Here is a 15,959-nt window from a genome sequence, read left to right as displayed (position 1 = left end):
TTTAGTGGCAGCCAATTTTAACCCCTTGAAAAAATTTAATTTAGTCGTATTTGGGTTCGAACTTTAGTTTTACTCGAAGCGACACATTTAGGTAAATGATTATGACTACATCACGCGTACATATTACTCCTCACATGCACTGGGATCGTGAATGGTATTTCACAACAGAAGAGTCTCGTATTCTTCTTGTGAACAACATGGAAGAAATCATGAACCGTCTGGAGAGCGATCCAGAATACAAATACTACGTTCTAGATGGTCAAACCGCCGTTTTAGAAGACTACTTCGCAATCAAACCAGAAAACACAGAGCGCGTAAAAGCATTGGTTGAAGCGGGCAAGTTAATTATTGGCCCTTGGTATTCTCAAACCGACACAATGCAAGTTTCTGGTGAGTCAATTGTACGCAACATGATGTATGGTATTCGTGACTGTATGAAGTTTGGCGATGCAATGAAGATTGGTTACCTACCAGATTCATTCAGCATGAGCTCACAGCTGCCAATGATCTACAACGGCTTCGACATCACGCGTGCAATGTTCTGGCGTGGTTGTTCAGAGCGTCATGGCACCGACAAAACAGAATTCTTATGGCAGTCTAATGACGGCAGTGAAGTGGTGGCACAAGTGCTTCCGCTGGGTTACGCGATTGGTAAATACCTTCCACAAGACGAAGAAGGCTTGCGTGCTCGTTTAGATAAGTACTTCCCAGTGCTAGAAAAGCCATCGGTGACTAAAGATATCTTGCTACCGAACGGCCACGACCAAATGCCGATTCAAAAAGACATCTTTGAAGTAATGGACAAGCTTCGCGAAATCTACCCAGATCGTGAATTCTCAATGAGCCGTTACGAAGAAGTGTTCGAGAAAGTAGAAGCGGCGCGCGACCAACTCGACACAATCAAAGGCGAGTTCAACGACGGTAAATACATGCGTGTTCACCGTACGATCTCTTCTACGCGTATGGACATCAAACTGATCCACGCAGAAATCGAAAACAAGATTGTAAACATCTTAGAACCGCTAGCGTCTATCGCTTGGACATTAGGTTTTGAATACCACCACGGTTTGATTGAGAAAATGTGGAAAGAGAGCATGAAGAACCACGCTCATGACTCTATTGGTTGCTGTTGTTCAGACAAGGTACACGCTGAAATCTTAAACCGTTACATCCTTGCTGACGACATGGCGACCAACCTGATTCACTTCTACAAGCGTAAGATTGTTGACCACATGCCAGATCGCGAAGGTTGCGACAAACTGGCGATGTTCAACCTTTCTCCATACGAGCGTGAAGAAGTGGTTAACACCACTATCACTATCCGTGCTCAAGAGTTCTCTATCTTTGATGAAAACGAAAACCCAGTTGAGTACTTCATCCAAGACAAGCGCCAAATTGACCCGGGTAAAGTAGACCGTCAAATCGTTCACTACGGTAACTACGACCCGTTCATGGAGTTTGATATTCAAATCAAACGCATTGTGCCAGCGATGGGCTTCACCACGTTACACATCCAAGGTAACGAGAAGGGTGCAGTAAAAGTTGCAGAACAAAAAGACTACTTACTAGAGAACGAGTACTACCGAATCAATGTAAACGACAACGGTACTCTGACTATTTTCGATAAAGAGACAGAGCAAGTATTCGACCAAGTACTTCGTTTGGAAGACGGTTCTGATGACGGTGATGAGTACGATTACTCTCCATCTCGTCAAGAATGGTTACTGTATTCAGACGAGTTCCCAGTCGAAACATCGATTGACCACCAAGGCTTCCAATCGGTAGCGAACATCGCTTTCCGAATGAACGTACCTGCAAACCTTGCAGAGCGTGAAGAACGCACGGGTCAAAACGGATTCGTTGAAGCGCAATGCCAAGTGGTATTGAAGCAAGGTTCTCGCCGCATTGAAGTACGTATGGAACTAGACAACCAAGCCGACGACCACCGTGTACGTGTCTTAGTACCAACGCCATTCGTTTCTGAAACTGTGGTTGCAGACAACCAGTTCGGTTGTATTACTCGACCAACCAATGACCCTGCTATGGCGGTTTGGGAAGAAGAGAAGTGGAAAGAAGCACCGGTTCCGGTTTACCAACTGATGAACTTCGCTGCATTAGAAAACGGCAAAGCGGGCATGGCGATTATGTCGAATGGTCTACGTGAATTTGAGGTGATTGCATCTCAAGGTGACGAAAACCGAGATACCTTCGCACTGACACTGTTCCGTGGTATCGGCGTGTTGGGTAAAGAAGAGCTATTGCTTCGCCCAGGCCGTCCATCAGGCATCAAGATTCCGACACCAGATTCGCAAGTGCGCGGTAAGTTAGTGTGTGAATTCACGTTGTGCGGTTTCTCTGGTAACCATATTGACGCGAACATCATGGCGCAAGCACGTGACAATGTCACTCTAATCGAATGCTACAACAAGATCCCTTACAACGCGATGAAGCTCAACGTGGGTGAGCAGAACCTACCTATGAGTTTTAGCCTTCTGTCTAAGCAACAATCAGGCGCGGTGTTGAGTGTGCTGAAGAAAGCGGAAGACGAAGATGCACTGATCATGCGTGTCTACAACCCGGCAGAATCGGGTTCAGTATCGGATTCAATCTCTTTTACTCAAGCGGTTTCAAGCTGGAAAGAGACAAGCATGGACGAGCGCGTACGCGAAGGTGATGTAGCATCTGAAGAGTTCGGCCAGATAGCACCTTGCCAAGCAAAAACATTCCAAATCAAATTCTAATTTCGATAACCCGCTCACCTTGGTGGGCGGGAATGGTGAACGACAATGAAAATTGTAATTGCCCCTGATTCATTTAAAGAATCACTCGACGCTCATCAAGTTGCGTCTTGCATTGAGCGTGGATTTGCCGATGTTTTCCCTTACGCAGAGTTTGTGAAAATGCCACTCGCCGATGGCGGAGAAGGCACGGTAGACGTGTTGCTAGAGGCGCTCAATGGTAAGAAGCAACGGCTGCACACGACGGATCCAATCGGGCGTGAATGTACGGCTTATTGGGCTTCGTTGGAACAGACTGTTGATGGCGCCAACGTAAAAACTGCCTTGGTGGAATTTGCTCAAGCATCGGGTTTAGACCTATTAACCGTAGAAGAAAGAGCACCGTTAACCGCATCTTCGTTTGGTACTGGGCTATTGATCAAAGATGCACTAGATCAAGGTGTTGAACAAATCATTATTGGTTTGGGCGGCAGCGCAACCAATGATGCAGGTGCTGGCATCTTACAAGCGTTGGGAGGCAAGTTATTAGACAAGCAAGGCAACGAGCTATCTGGTGGCGGCGCCGAATTAAGCCGGTTAGCAAGCATCGATCTTGAAGGACTGCACCCTAGATGCAAAGAAGTGACGTTCGTGGTCGCGTGTGATGTGAATAATCCATTATGTGGCGAAAGCGGAGCCAGTACTGTGTTTGGTCCGCAAAAAGGCGCATCAAAAGCTCAAGTTGAACAACTTGATACTGCGATCGGGCACTTTGCCGATATCGCTCAAGCACATACGGGTACTAATCATCGCGACACAGCTGGATTTGGTGCTGCTGGTGGTACACCTCTGGGGTTAAGTCTTGCATTCAATATCCAAATTAAAGCGGGTATTGAGATGGTATTAGATGCCTTGGATGCAGATAAGGTTCTTGAAGGTGCTTCACTGGTCGTGACCGGAGAGGGGCAGATGGACAACCAAACCCTGCAAGGTAAAACACCTTTCGGCATCGCTCAGCGAGCTCAAAAGTTGAGTATTCCAACCATTGGAATTGCGGGCTCTTTGGGGCAAGACGTTGAAAAACTTTACGGCTCAATGTCTAGCTTATTTGGAACCGTACGTTCACCTCAGTCTTTAGACCAAGTTTTATCAGAAGCGAATCAAAACCTGACTCGCACTGCCCGTAATATCGCCGCCACGCTCAAGCTTGGTAGCCAGATTTTTAATGAGAAGTAATTATGTCTCTATTTAAACTCGACAACGTTATTCAAAACTACGCATGGGGAAGCAAAGACTCCATTAACCAATTGTTTGGTATTGTGAACCCAAACCAGGAACCTCAAGCAGAAATTTGGATGGGTGCTCATCCAAATGGTTGTTCAAAGGTAGGCGATACCGGTGAATCGCTTTCTCACATGATTGATGAAAACAAAATCGATGTCTTAGGCGGATACACGGCGGCTCGTTTCGGTGAATTGCCTTTCTTGTTTAAGGTGTTGGCCGCTGAAACACCGTTATCGATTCAGGTTCACCCGAACAAGCGAAAATCAGAATTAGGTTTTGAGCGTGAGAATGCACTTGGTATCCCTTTGAATGCGTCTAATCGCAACTACAAAGATCCAAACCATAAACCTGAGTTGGTTTATGCGTTGACCTTCTACAAAGCGATGAATGGCTTTCGTCCAATCGACGACATTATTGCCTTGTTCGAAGAAGCGGATATTCCTTCGTTAGCGATTGAGCTTAATGTACTAAAAGCCAATGCCGACAGTGATTCTTTGAAGTCGTTCTTTAGCGCCATTATGTCTCTTGAAGGTGACCGCAAAGCGTCTGCGCTTAATGAGCTTTATGCTGCACATGCGCGACCAGCCAAAACGGTCATGGGGCGTGAAGCTCTTCAATACAGCATCGAATTCAAACAGCATTATCCAGGTGATATTGGCTTATTTGCGCCATTAATGCTTAACACGGTTGAGCTGGCGCCCGGTGAAGCGATGTTCCTGTTCGCAGAAACCCCACATGCTTATGTTCAAGGTACGGGTTTAGAGATTATGGCAAACTCAGACAATGTGCTGCGTGCCGGTCTCACTCCCAAATATATCGATGTCCCTGAGCTTATCGACAACACAATCTTTGAGCCGATTAAGCCAGAAGATATCCGCCTTAAGCCTGTATTGAAAGAGGGCAAGATGAGTTATCCGATTCCAGTGGATGACTTTGGCTTTGATATCTTGTCTGCGACTGATGAGAGCAAGTCACAGTATCTACGTAGCGCGGAGATCTTGTTCTGTGTGGAAGGAGAGGCGACCGTCACTTCAGAAGGGAGGTCAGTTTCTCTTAAGCCCGGAGAATCGGTCTTTGTAAGTAGTAATTCAAGTGTTTACCAATATCAAGGGAATGGCATTTTGGCTCGTGCTTTTAACTAGTGCCCCCGTGCTAGCGATCAGCAAAAGAAATGTCAGAGTGCCACTGTAAAGTGGTACTCAATATTGGATTGATGGTTGTTACCTATCTGTCTTTGACAGTCATGATTATTGACCATACCCGCTACTCTGGCGGGTTTTTTCATTATTAGAATGAGCAGATATAAGCTTGTAGAAAAGACAAACCCTGCGATCAGAGCAGGGCTTTTTATTGAATTAGTACTGAGTGACTGGTTAGGCAATGTGCGTCATTTTATTAAGCACAAAGGTTTCAATACAACCTTCAGTCGCAGCCATGTAGTCAGCGATGTGTTGGCTCGCTAAGTGTTTCTCTAGATGAACTTCAGACTCCCAGTTCTCATGAAAAACGAAGTGAGCAGGGTTACTGTTATCTTGGTGCAGATCGTAGTTAATACAGCCGTCTTCAACACGGGTTTTATCGATCAATTTAATCATCTCAGCTTTTACAAGCTCAGTTTTGTCTTCTTTAGAGACGATCGTTGCAATAATAGTCAGTTTGCTCATTTTCAATTCCTTCGCTTTAAACTCGGTAAGTTTAAGTAATATAAGTATAAATTCAGAATGAAGAAAGAGTTCTGAAATCCAATAACTATGGTTCTTACCATCCACAATTCAAACTCGAGAGCATAGGGCCAGAGCCGAGTAGGTTATGCTTATTAAAAAAAAGCCCTCATAGCAATATGAGGGCTTTTGAATAAGAATCAAACTGTGTTGTTACTGGGGTGTTAAGCGTACTGTTTTACCTTAAGCGTATTGCTCAACCGTCATTGCCCAATTTTTCTTCTGTTGTTCGAAATTCATTTTGATTTGCTGATAACGAACCTTAAGAACAGAGTGTTCGTACTTCTTCACAACGTCTTCGCGCTTGCTTTCAAGTAGCTGTTTTTTAACTTCGTAATATTCGTTCATGTTTGATACTAGAGCATCAAACTCTTGTTGAAGCTTCTCTGCGATTTGTTGCTTGTCGGCACGATGCATGATTTTTTGCTGGGTGCGTTTAAGTAACATTGACGCTTCAGCTTTCTCAATACGAGCTTGAGGGGTTTTCTTAAGCTTACTTGCCAGTCCCATCAACGAAGCACTCTTAATCAACCATTTTGTTGGATCGTATTGCCACCAGTAGATGCCGTTACGGTAGTCGTTCTCAAAGATGTGGTGGAAGTTGTGGTAGCCTTCGCCGAAAGTGAGTACTGCTAACACACCGTTATCACGCGCTGTGTTTTTGTCAGTAAAAGGTTGGCTACCCCAGATGTGAGCAAGAGAGTTAATAAAGAATGTTGTGTGGTGGTTAAGTACCAAACGAACTGCACCTACGATTAACAACATGCCAATCACGTCACCGTAAATCACGCCTAAAGCGATAGGAACACCGAAATTCATTAGTAATGCTAACAGAACATAGTGCTTGTGCTGCCACATAACAATCTTATCTTTTTTAAGGTCACGGCAGTTTTCGTAGTTTTCGTACATTGAGGTGCTGTAATTACGAATCATCCAGCCAATGTGTGAGTACCAAAATCCACGTTTTGCAGAGTATGGGTCTTTGTCGTTGTTATCGACATGCTTGTGGTGAACACGGTGATCAGAAGACCAGTGTAGCGCGCTGTTCTGCAGGGCAAATGCACCACCTAATGCAAACAGGAATCTTAGGCTTGAATGCGCTTCAAACGCTTTATGTGACCATAAGCGGTGATAACCTGTCGTGATTGAAAGGTTACAGAACGTAAAGCAGATTGCTAGCCATATCCAGTGCTCCATGCCATAGCCAAAAAAGTAGCCATAAACGGGAGCCGCTACAACAGCAAGCAGCATACTAAAAGAGAACACAAAAATATTGAGCCAGATTAATGGCGGCTTTTTTGTAGATTGTTTGTCGGCACTATTCATTAGCAAATTTCCATTGGGCTTACATCTGTGCGCTAGAATATCAGCGTACACGTGTAAGTCAATATTGAAAGTGTAAACGTGTATTAGTATGTTTTGCTTAAATATTGTATAAAGGTAGTGTGAAATGTAGTAGCAAGTCATAAATGGAAGTACTAAGGGCTAATAAATGGAAATTAAGGTAGCTGAATATAAAGATTATGAGCGGATTGCCCAATTACACGCGGATAGCTGGAAGCTATATTACCGTGGCATTCTTGCTGATGATTACCTAGAACATGATGTTTTGGAGGACAGATCTGTTATTTGGCAGACTCGTTTGATTAATCCTCCTTTCAACCAACATGTTTTATTGCTTGAGGAAGGCGGTTTACTGGTTGGTTTTGTCTGCGCGTTCGGTAATCACAACTTTGAGCGTGGTACGTTCATCGATGCGTTACATGTAGATAATAATTATCGTGGACGAGGTGTAGGCAAGCGTCTGTTGTCTGAATTGTCGAAGTGGTTGCAGCAATACTATTCGGACTCAGGGCTTTACCTAGAGGTGATGTCTGAGAACCACCAAGCGATTGCTTTTTATCAGGCGATTGGTGGCAAAGAAGAACTAGAGCAAGTTTGGAACGCACCATGTGGCAGCCAAGTGAATGAAAAAGTGATTTCTTGGAGCTCTCCCGTTGAACTTGAACAGAAAACAGCGAGCGTTGTGTATTCTTAGTCGATTCTTGTTGAATACTGTTTTTTTGCTGAGTAGCAGGTTCTTAACGAAGCTATTTTAAAGCAGAAGAACAAAGACAAAAGCCCCGAGTATTAAGTTGCTCGGGGCTTTTTTGATTGAATTAGTGGTCGTTTTAATGATTCGCAAAGATGCGTGAAATATTGGGCGATTAATCACACCATGTGATCTTATTCCTACCGCCTTTTTTCGAAATGTAGAGTGCTTGGTCAGCGTCGTCGATAAGCTGCTCGACAGAACCAAGGGCTTGAGGGGCATGTTTCACACCGATTGAAATTGTTACTTCTAATCTAAGGCGAGTAGGGGATTCTAAAAGGGCATTAACCAGCGATTCAATTGAAGCCTCGGTTTCTCCTTGGACCAGCACCAAAAACTCTTCACCGCCGTATCGAAAGCAGTTACTGCTAGTCGGTAGTCGTTTTTGAATCTCATCGGCCAGTTCTTTAATCACCATGTCACCCATTTGATGGCCGTAGGTGTCGTTAATCGATTTGAAATGATCAATATCTATCATGAGCGATGTAATGGATCGCTGACGGTCTATGCTCGGTTCTATCACCTGATGAAGATAAAGGCGGTTGTAGCAGCCCGTTAGTGCGTCTTGATAGGAAAGGGCCTCGAACATATTAGATTGCTTGCGAAGCTGAATCGCTTGTTTGCGGAGTTGCTCGAATTGAGCGAAACGTTTGTGTACTTCCAGGTCACGTCTAACACAGGCCGCTGAGATTAGGATGTAAGCCGAGATATAAACGGAAATTGTTTCTATTTCATGCTCTGGCTCCGCTTCATAAAGCAGTGGCGCAAGGCCGATGAGATAAGCCAAAAAGATAAACGACAGCGTAGATATACTGTATCTGGCTGACAATCTTGAAAACGTACCAATGTAGATCATCACTAAAATGATGCCACCTTGGTAATCGAAGTTGTTCAGCTCGATGGCTAGTCGACCGACATAGACCAAGAAAAGTGAGCTAATTACAAGGAAGGCACTTTCTACGAGTTCCAAAACGTTGGGTTTGTTTGTAATACAGTATCTGGCGGCGGCCATCATCAATAAAAAAAGTATGACTCGGAAAATGATAGGCGTAATGCACTCGCTACCAAAGTGGATGTAGTCGGTGACGATAAAAGCACAGAATATTGAGATAGGGATGTAGATGAAATTTATGTACGGCAAATAAATTTCATTATCGAAATAGGTTTTAAATCTTTGATTCTTGAACCCAGAATAAGAGCGCATTGAGAAATTAGCCGAGATTGATACACAATAATTTGCGTAGTATGTCACAGTCTTTGGGATTGTAAACGACCATTTCTATAGATTTGTCAGTATGTTAGCTAGATCAACAAACGGTACAAGGCAATATTCACGCTCTATTATCGGTAGAACGTGAATATCTTAGAGGCTGGTGTAAGAGTGGTTAACAGAAACTAATGGAGATTAACAAAAACTAATAGCGATTAGCGCTTGTTCTTTAAGTAACGCTTACGACGTTCTTCTTTCTTCTTAATCTGTTGCTCAGCTTTCAGTGCAGCCGCTTCTTCAACTTCGATCAGCTCTTGTGTGATCATTTCTGGCAACTCAAGCGTTACCTTACCTAAAGTGCCATTACGCAATTCGTGAAGCAGGATTTCTGAACATTTGTGAATGTCGATATGACCACCGGCACGAAGTGCACCACGCTTACGGCCAATCGCTTCCATCAGTTCGATGTCAGACTCAGGCAGCTCTTCAATTTGGTAGCGCTCTTGCAAAAGGTTAGGGTACTGTTTTGCTAGGTACTCTACTGTGTAAAATGCCACTTCATCGTATTCCATTGCTGTATCTTTTACAGCACCTGTTGCAGCCAAGCGGAAGCCACTGTGTGGGTTTTCTACTTTAGGCCAAAGGATTCCTGGAGTATCTGAAAGGATCACGCCATTTTGCAGATTGATACGTTGTTGGCGACGAGTTACCGCAGGTTGGTTACCAGTAACCGCAATCGTACGTCCAGCCAAGCAGTTGATGATGGTCGATTTACCCACGTTCGGGATGCCCATGATCATTGTACGAATGTTTTTGCCCATCTGTTCACGGTGCGGTGCCAGTTTACGTACCAGCTCCATAACGTGGTTAACTTCTTCTTTTACGCTAGTCGTAATCGCAATCGCTTTAACGCCTTGCTCCTTCTCGAAGTGCTCAATCCAACGTTGAGTCAGTTCAGGATCTGCAAGGTCACGCTTGTTCAGCACTTTTACACAAGGCTTATCGCCGCGCAGTGAAGAGATCATTGGGTTTTCACTACTGAACGGGATACGAGCGTCCAGTACTTCGATGATCACATCAACTTGTGGGATAACTTCTTCGATTTCTTTGCGGGCTTTATGCATGTGACCCGGAAACCATTGAATAGACATAGAGATAAACCTTGATAAATATATTTGCTGCACATTGTAAGGGTTGGATGATACGTGTAAAGGTATATCTATCCCGACCTTCAATGAGCTCAGTGAGTTTGCTTGAAGTATAGGCGACTTGGTGATGTTTATTTAGCTGATGATTGACCTATTGAAGGTGGGAGCCGCTAATCTTGTAAAGCGTAAAAAGCCGCTATGTCTTTCAAATCTTGATCGTTAAGCTTACTTAGTTGCGCTCGCATCATATCCGCGTAATCGCCCTGCCTATCTCCGGTTTGATACGCTTTCATGGTATTAAAGAGATAGGTTGGATCTTGGCCAGAAAGCTTAGGATAGGAGTTATTAGTCGATTGACTGGTAGGGTTATGACAAAAAACGCAGCTTGGTGATTTAACTTTACCTAGTTCAGCGTCGCCAAAATCAGAGGCATGAAGGTTAGAGGAAAGAGCTAGTAATATTAGAGCGAAGGTTGGGTAATGCACGTTTTTACTCCGATAAAAACATGATTATAAAGCTTCCCCTAAGAGGAAGCTCAAGTCTTATTTGTTCTGGGTGAACATTTAGTATGGCTTAAAGCGCATTTTCCAACTTAGTTAGGAAAGTAGCGATGTCTTCTGAACTGATATCTCTATGAGTAACAAATCGAACAGGGTTCCCTGGTGACATCGTAATGCCTTGTTCGCCCAGTTCGCGTGCGATTCGGTTGATATCCACAGACTCATCTAACTTAGCAAATACAATGTTAGTTTGAATGAAATCAGGGTTAACAGAAAAGCCTTCTAACTTGCTTAGGCCGATCGCTAGGTTTTTCGCGTTCTCGTGGTCAGCTTTAAGTTGAGCAACGTTCTCAGTCAGTGCCATTTTACCTGCTGCAGCAAGAATGCCTGCTTGACGCATACCGCCACCCACCATTTTACGTAGTCGACGTGCTTTAGCGATGTACTCTTTACTACCAAGTAGCAGAGAGCCAATCGGAGCACCTAAACCTTTCGATAAGCAAATCGTCATCGAATCGAAGTGTTGCGCGATCTCTTTAATGTGAACGTCTAACGCGACTGCCGCATTGTATACGCGTGCACCGTCTAAGTGCATCTGTAAACCATGTTGGTTTACGAACTCACGAGCTTCCGCTAGGTAAGACATTGGCAGCACTTTACCATTGATCGTGTTTTCTAAACTAAGAAGCTTGGTACGAGCAAAGTGGCTGTCGTCGGGCTTAATCGCAGCGGCAAGCTTTTTAAAGTCTAAAGTACCGTCTGGGTTATTCTCGATTGGTTGAGGTTGGATAGAACCAAGGACCGCAGCGCCGCCAGCTTCGTATTTGTAGTTGTGCGCCTGCTGGCCACACAGATATTCATCACCACGCTCACAATGCGCCATTAAGCCAAGAAGGTTGGCTTGTGTACCTGAAGAGGTAAACATTGCCGCTTCAAAGCCTGTCTCATTTGCTGCCCACTGTTCTAGTTCGTTGACGGTTGGGTCATCGCCATAAACATCATCGCCCACTTCTGCGTTTGCCATTGCGTCACGCATAGCTTGCGAAGGTTTAGTTACGGTATCAGAACGAAAGTCCATGTTTCTCTCCTAGAGTACTTTAGGTAGCCATATAATTGGCTATAGATGGCCACATAGTTGGGCTTTACTTAAGCAAGCGATAGTTTTGGTATCAGTGATTTGATCGTGTCGTATTTTATCGTGCAGTTCTTCTAAACTCAGTTCGATCACTTCTATTACTTCATCGTCATCGCATTCAAAGCGGGTAGTGAGGCTTAAGTCTTTTGCGACAAACAGATGTTGTATCTCATCACAGAAGCCAGCCAAAGGGGTAACTTGCCCCAAGCTTTGAAAAGAAGTTGCACTGTAACCTGTTTCTTCTTCCAGTTCGCGTTGGGCACATTGAAGAGGTGTCTCATCTATTTCCATCGTGCCTGCGGGTAGTTCCAAAAGCCATTTCTTTAGAGAAGGGCGGAACTGGTTAATGAGGATGATTTTTCCAGACGAAGTGATAGGAAGAATAACTGCCGCGCCAGGGTGATTGATTGTTGTATGTTTTACCACGACGTTCGTAGGGAGCGTCACGTTCTCTTCTATGAGAGAAATACTTTTCCATTTATGGATAACTTTACTCATGCAGTCTGGCCACATTCCTTGCCAATTTTTCGTATAACGGAAGACGTGCACCACCATAACGTCTATGGTGTCGAAAATAAAAGAAAAATTAGGGTTAGCAATAGATTTAGTTTCACGCCGTTCGTGATGTTACTCTCATAATTGGAATCTATGATTGCGCCAAAATTACCGACGTAACCATCTGATATAAATGCAACTCAATAATAAAATACACTTGTAACAAAGTGCTAACAAATGTATAAAAACATATCTACACTCTCAATTGTTCAAAGATTTTCGGAGTAACGCATGAACCCTTCTATTTCTTCACATGCTGACAAGGCGCTACTCTCTGAAAGAATCAATAAATTAGCGCATGCTCTCTCTGATGGAGTCTATGAAAGAGAAGACACGATTAAGCTATGTTTACTGGCTGCATTGGCTGGTGAAAGCGTGTTTCTATTAGGCCCTCCGGGCATTGCAAAAAGCCTTATCGCAAAACGTCTTATTCAGGCTTTTGACAACAGTAGTTATTTTGAATATTTGATGACTCGTTTCTCTACTCCCGAGGAAGTGTTCGGCCCACTAAGTATCCAAGAATTAAAAGACAACGGTCGTTACGTAAGACTAACCGAAGGCTACCTACCAACTGCACAAGTCGTCTTCCTCGATGAGATCTGGAAAGCCGGCCCTGCAATCCTAAACACGCTACTTACTGTCGTTAACGAAAAGACTTTCAAAAACGGCAGTGATATTGAACGTGTACCGATGCGTCTACTAGTATCGGCATCCAACGAACTTCCAGATGAAGACAGCGGCTTGGAAGCACTTTATGACCGTATGTTGGTACGCGTGTTCGTGAACCGTATTCAAAACAAACAAAACTTCAAATCGATGCTGACGACGGGTACTTCTCAAGAAGCGGTAATTCCAAAAGGTTTGGCGATTACGGACATTGAATACCATCAATGGCAGAAAGAGCTCGATAAGCTGGAACTGACAGACAATTCGTTTGATAAGTTGTTTGAACTAAAAACCATGCTTGAAGAGACGGTTAAGAAGCAAGGCTCTGCTTCAGAGTCAGAATTGTATGTATCAGACAGACGCTGGAAGAAGGCCGTTAAACTATTGAAAGCGAGTGCGTTCTTCAGTGGTCGCGATAGCGTGAACCCGCTGGATATTATGCTTCTGCAAGATTGTTTGTGGCATAGCCCAGAATCACGTGATGTGGTTCGTAGCGTGGTGAAAGACTTTGCATTGAACCGAGCGTTTGATCAACAAGAGTCGAAAGCTCAAATTGAAATGTCTCGTGAAGAGTTAGAAGAGATTCAAGACGATGTTGAATCAACGTTGTCGGTGTCACTTTCTATGGAGTCAACCAGTGGCTTGTTGCGTAAAGATGTTTACCAGAATGACATCAAGAACGCGAAAATGTACAGCGTGGGCAGTGCTTACAATCTAGTGAAACTGGTTATGTTGCAAAGCAACATGTCGGTTTCTGAATCTGAGAAAGGCGATAGCCGTTGGGTATACGTAGCTAAAGACGATTTTGATCGTGTTCTTAAAGAAGGTCACGGTGATATTTACGGTTACGTAAACGAAAATAAAAACCTATGCCGTTTAAAACTCGACTTGGATGCATCAAACCAATTAGTGATTAAAGACATCGCCAATCGCTCTGTATTGGTGAGTGTGGTTACTACTGACGGTTTAGACCAAGAACTGTACAACAAGTGGTTGAGTGGCGCTAAGAAAGCCTTAGAACAGTTAACTGAAGCTGAATTCAAGTTAAAACGCGTTCGTACTGAATTCCATGATGCATTACCTCATAACTATATTGACCCTGATTTACCAAAAGCGATGGAAGCAAGTTTGCAATCGGTAACGCAAGATCTTGAAACCACGAAAGTGAAGAGTGCCAAGATCGCTCAGCGTATTAAGTTTATGAGCCAGTACTTCGAGTAAGAGGAGAGCATATGTTAGGAGCAGACGGCTTAAACCTCGCTTTGATGGTAGCTGATTCCGGAATCATTGATACCGCGATGAATGATCTCATCGCTCGTTCTCAAGTCATGATGGCTGCAGAGAACAAAGGTGTGAAAACATCAGTGAAAAACCACTTAGTCAAATGGCGCGGTAAAGTAAAAAAACGCGTCACCAAGGTGTGTGAAACTGATCGATTCCAAGAGGAAATCGCCCTTTATCAAGAAGTGATTTACTGGGATGAACCTCAGTTCTTTGATGAGATAGACAGTGTTATCAAAAAGCTGGAGTGGCACTCAGCGTTTTATCTACAAGCTCGACGCCTTATGGAGAACAACAAGGGTGTTTATAACGCGATGTTTCCACACTACTTTTGCGACCAATGGTACCAATCACTTTCTGATGCGATTAAACAAGCTCAAGTAACTGAACTTGAAACAAGCAAAGAAAAAGTCTTAGCCGATCTTTATCAGCGCATGGAAACCATGAAAAACATGGATAAAGTGACTGAGTCGGGTGATGAAGGCAGTGTAGGGCGCTTGTGGGACATGGCTTCTGCCAAATTAAGCAAAACAGACCTTACCATCATGAAACGTCATGCTGAGTTCTTGAATAAGCACAAGGGCTTGCAAGAGATCGCTGAAAAGCTAGGCCGTATGGCTGGTGAGGAAGATGATCCTTCGCTTCACAAAGCCCCTGTAGAAGAATTGCAGGTGGTTGAAGAGAAAAGCGATGAAGCGGTCGATGATATTGTCGGGATTCATGAAAGTGATGACCTTAACAAGATGCTGCCAAACGAAACCATGTTCTTAGCTTATCCTGAACTTGAGGTTATCTTTTACAAGCACTTGGCCGACAAGCGTTTACTGAGCTATCGCTCGCAAGGTAAATCACGCACGTTACGCAAAGTGAAGGCGCAAAAACCAGATAGCAAGAACATCGATATTGAAAAGGGCCCGTTTATCGTCTGTGTGGACGCTTCGGGTTCTATGAGTGGTTTCCCTGAGCAGTCTGCTAAAGCAATGGCTTATGCCTTAATGCAAATTGCTCTTGCAGAAGAGAGAGACTGTTATGTGATTCTTTTTTCTTCTGAGCAGATTACCTATGAGTTAACAAGGCAAGATGGCCTACGTGAAGCGAGCGACTTCTTAAGTTACTCATTCCACGGCGGTACGGATTTGGAACCTGTTCTCATGAAGTCGATTGACCTAATGACTGGTGATAAATACAAGAATGCCGATTTAATCGTACTTTCTGACTTTATTGCGCCGAAACAATCAGACGAAATGATTGCTCAGGTTGAAAAGTTGAAAGAACACAAAAACCGTTTCCATGCGGTTAGTCTTTCTAAGTATGGCAACCCTCAACTTATGACTATGTTTGACCACTGCTGGGCGTATCATCCGAGTCTTGTCGGTCGTTTCATGAAGAAGTGGTAGCGCTAGAACATCTTGTTTAACTCCATTTTGCTGTGTGTTTTTTGATTGAAGAGATCGAACATGCAGCAATTTGATTTAAATGTCAGCAAACGGAATTTAAATTCACTTTTTTGTTTGACTATCTCCCCTCAATCCGTAAAGTAGGCACCCGAACACAGCGGTGCGGCTTACTTAAGTCCCTAAAGTGTTGAATTTAAAAAGGCGCCTTGGCAGAGTGGCTATGCAGCGGATTGCAAATCCGTGGACCTCGGTT

The 15,959-nt window shown here is 43.9% G+C and carries 13 protein-coding genes; 6 read left to right on the top strand and 7 right to left on the bottom strand.

Annotated elements, in window-relative coordinates; all coding sequences use genetic code 11:
- The first annotated feature begins 101 nt into the window (after nucleotides 1-101).
- Genes mngB through manA form a run of 3 tightly spaced genes read left to right on the top strand, consistent with a single transcriptional unit; the run spans nucleotide 102 to nucleotide 5,143 of the window.
- Nucleotides 102-2,741 carry a mannosylglycerate hydrolase gene (gene mngB / locus AB6E30_RS08510; RefSeq protein ID WP_372103271.1) on the top strand — a complete coding sequence of 880 codons (2,640 nt, stop codon included), beginning with the start codon at nucleotides 102-104 and terminating at the stop codon, nucleotides 2,739-2,741.
- Nucleotides 2,742-2,786: 45 nt separating this feature from the next.
- Nucleotides 2,787-3,953, top strand: coding sequence for a glycerate kinase (locus AB6E30_RS08505; RefSeq protein ID WP_102320779.1), 1,167 nt, complete (start codon nucleotides 2,787-2,789; stop codon nucleotides 3,951-3,953).
- A gap of 2 nt (nucleotides 3,954-3,955) precedes the next feature.
- The gene (gene manA / locus AB6E30_RS08500; RefSeq protein ID WP_017070588.1) at nucleotides 3,956-5,143 is read left to right on the top strand and encodes a mannose-6-phosphate isomerase, class I; all 1,188 of its coding nucleotides are present in this window, start codon (nucleotides 3,956-3,958) and stop codon (nucleotides 5,141-5,143) included.
- A 231-nt stretch (nucleotides 5,144-5,374) separates the two neighbouring features.
- Here manA and AB6E30_RS08495 read toward each other — a convergent pair whose 3' ends face one another.
- Together AB6E30_RS08495 and AB6E30_RS08490 are read right to left on the bottom strand one after the other, a co-directional pair.
- Complete coding sequence (locus tag AB6E30_RS08495) at nucleotides 5,375-5,665, bottom strand: putative quinol monooxygenase (RefSeq protein ID WP_017062602.1); 291 nt, start codon at nucleotides 5,663-5,665, stop codon at nucleotides 5,375-5,377.
- A gap of 240 nt (nucleotides 5,666-5,905) precedes the next feature.
- Complete coding sequence (locus AB6E30_RS08490) at nucleotides 5,906-7,048, bottom strand: fatty acid desaturase (protein WP_017062601.1); 1,143 nt, start codon at nucleotides 7,046-7,048, stop codon at nucleotides 5,906-5,908.
- Nucleotides 7,049-7,214: 166 nt separating this feature from the next.
- Between AB6E30_RS08490 and AB6E30_RS08485 the strand changes: the two genes are divergently transcribed.
- Nucleotides 7,215-7,760: an N-acetyltransferase gene (locus AB6E30_RS08485; RefSeq protein WP_017062600.1), complete on the top strand. Its 546-nt coding sequence runs from the start codon at nucleotides 7,215-7,217 to the stop codon at nucleotides 7,758-7,760.
- 169 nt (nucleotides 7,761-7,929) lie between these two features.
- Here the strand turns inward: AB6E30_RS08485 and AB6E30_RS08480 are convergent, their stop codons facing one another.
- The 5 genes from AB6E30_RS08480 to AB6E30_RS08460 all read right to left on the bottom strand — a co-directional run bounded on the left by AB6E30_RS08480 (nucleotide 7,930) and on the right by AB6E30_RS08460 (nucleotide 12,305).
- Entirely contained in the window at nucleotides 7,930-8,955 is a 1,026-nt protein-coding gene (locus AB6E30_RS08480) for a GGDEF domain-containing protein (protein ID WP_372103268.1), read from the bottom strand.
- 284 nt (nucleotides 8,956-9,239) lie between these two features.
- Entirely contained in the window at nucleotides 9,240-10,175 is a 936-nt protein-coding gene (ylqF, locus tag AB6E30_RS08475) for a ribosome biogenesis GTPase YlqF (RefSeq protein ID WP_029405588.1), read from the bottom strand.
- 167 nt (nucleotides 10,176-10,342) lie between these two features.
- A complete protein-coding gene (locus AB6E30_RS08470; protein ID WP_017069125.1) occupies nucleotides 10,343-10,657 on the bottom strand; it encodes a cytochrome c in 315 nt (104 codons plus the stop codon).
- 88 nt (nucleotides 10,658-10,745) lie between these two features.
- Nucleotides 10,746-11,750 carry a low-specificity L-threonine aldolase gene (ltaE, locus tag AB6E30_RS08465; protein ID WP_372103266.1) on the bottom strand — a complete coding sequence of 335 codons (1,005 nt, stop codon included), beginning with the start codon at nucleotides 11,748-11,750 and terminating at the stop codon, nucleotides 10,746-10,748.
- A gap of 39 nt (nucleotides 11,751-11,789) precedes the next feature.
- Entirely contained in the window at nucleotides 11,790-12,305 is a 516-nt protein-coding gene (locus AB6E30_RS08460) for an NUDIX hydrolase (RefSeq protein ID WP_017062564.1), read from the bottom strand.
- A gap of 288 nt (nucleotides 12,306-12,593) precedes the next feature.
- On the opposite strand from AB6E30_RS08460, the gene AB6E30_RS08455 reads away from it, so the two are divergent.
- Entirely contained in the window at nucleotides 12,594-14,249 is a 1,656-nt protein-coding gene (locus AB6E30_RS08455; RefSeq protein ID WP_372103263.1) for an ATPase RavA domain-containing protein, read from the top strand.
- Nucleotides 14,250-14,260: 11 nt separating this feature from the next.
- The gene (viaA, locus tag AB6E30_RS08450; RefSeq protein WP_017064542.1) at nucleotides 14,261-15,706 is read left to right on the top strand and encodes an ATPase RavA stimulator ViaA; all 1,446 of its coding nucleotides are present in this window, start codon (nucleotides 14,261-14,263) and stop codon (nucleotides 15,704-15,706) included.
- Nucleotides 15,707-15,959 lie beyond the last annotated feature (253 nt).

The sequence above is a fragment of the Vibrio sp. 10N.247.311.12 genome, assembly GCF_041467515.1.
Lineage (GTDB): Bacteria > Pseudomonadota > Gammaproteobacteria > Enterobacterales > Vibrionaceae > Vibrio > Vibrio crassostreae_C.
Note: the sequence above shows the minus strand (reverse complement) of the source record. Positions and strands in the feature narration are given on the sequence as shown.

Coding starts and splice junctions, on each gene's coding strand:
- viaA (WP_017064542.1), top strand. CDS start 14,261: ATGTTAGGAGCAGACGGCTTAAACCTCGCTTTGATGGTAGCTGATTCC.
- ylqF (WP_029405588.1), bottom strand. CDS start 10,175: ATGTCTATTCAATGGTTTCCGGGTCACATGCATAAAGCCCGCAAAGAA.
- AB6E30_RS08485 (WP_017062600.1), top strand. CDS start 7,215: ATGGAAATTAAGGTAGCTGAATATAAAGATTATGAGCGGATTGCCCAA.
- mngB (WP_372103271.1), top strand. CDS start 102: ATGACTACATCACGCGTACATATTACTCCTCACATGCACTGGGATCGT.
- AB6E30_RS08490 (WP_017062601.1), bottom strand. CDS start 7,048: ATGAATAGTGCCGACAAACAATCTACAAAAAAGCCGCCATTAATCTGG.
- AB6E30_RS08495 (WP_017062602.1), bottom strand. CDS start 5,665: ATGAGCAAACTGACTATTATTGCAACGATCGTCTCTAAAGAAGACAAA.
- AB6E30_RS08505 (WP_102320779.1), top strand. CDS start 2,787: ATGAAAATTGTAATTGCCCCTGATTCATTTAAAGAATCACTCGACGCT.
- AB6E30_RS08455 (WP_372103263.1), top strand. CDS start 12,594: ATGAACCCTTCTATTTCTTCACATGCTGACAAGGCGCTACTCTCTGAA.
- manA (WP_017070588.1), top strand. CDS start 3,956: ATGTCTCTATTTAAACTCGACAACGTTATTCAAAACTACGCATGGGGA.
- ltaE (WP_372103266.1), bottom strand. CDS start 11,750: ATGGACTTTCGTTCTGATACCGTAACTAAACCTTCGCAAGCTATGCGT.
- AB6E30_RS08460 (WP_017062564.1), bottom strand. CDS start 12,305: ATGAGTAAAGTTATCCATAAATGGAAAAGTATTTCTCTCATAGAAGAG.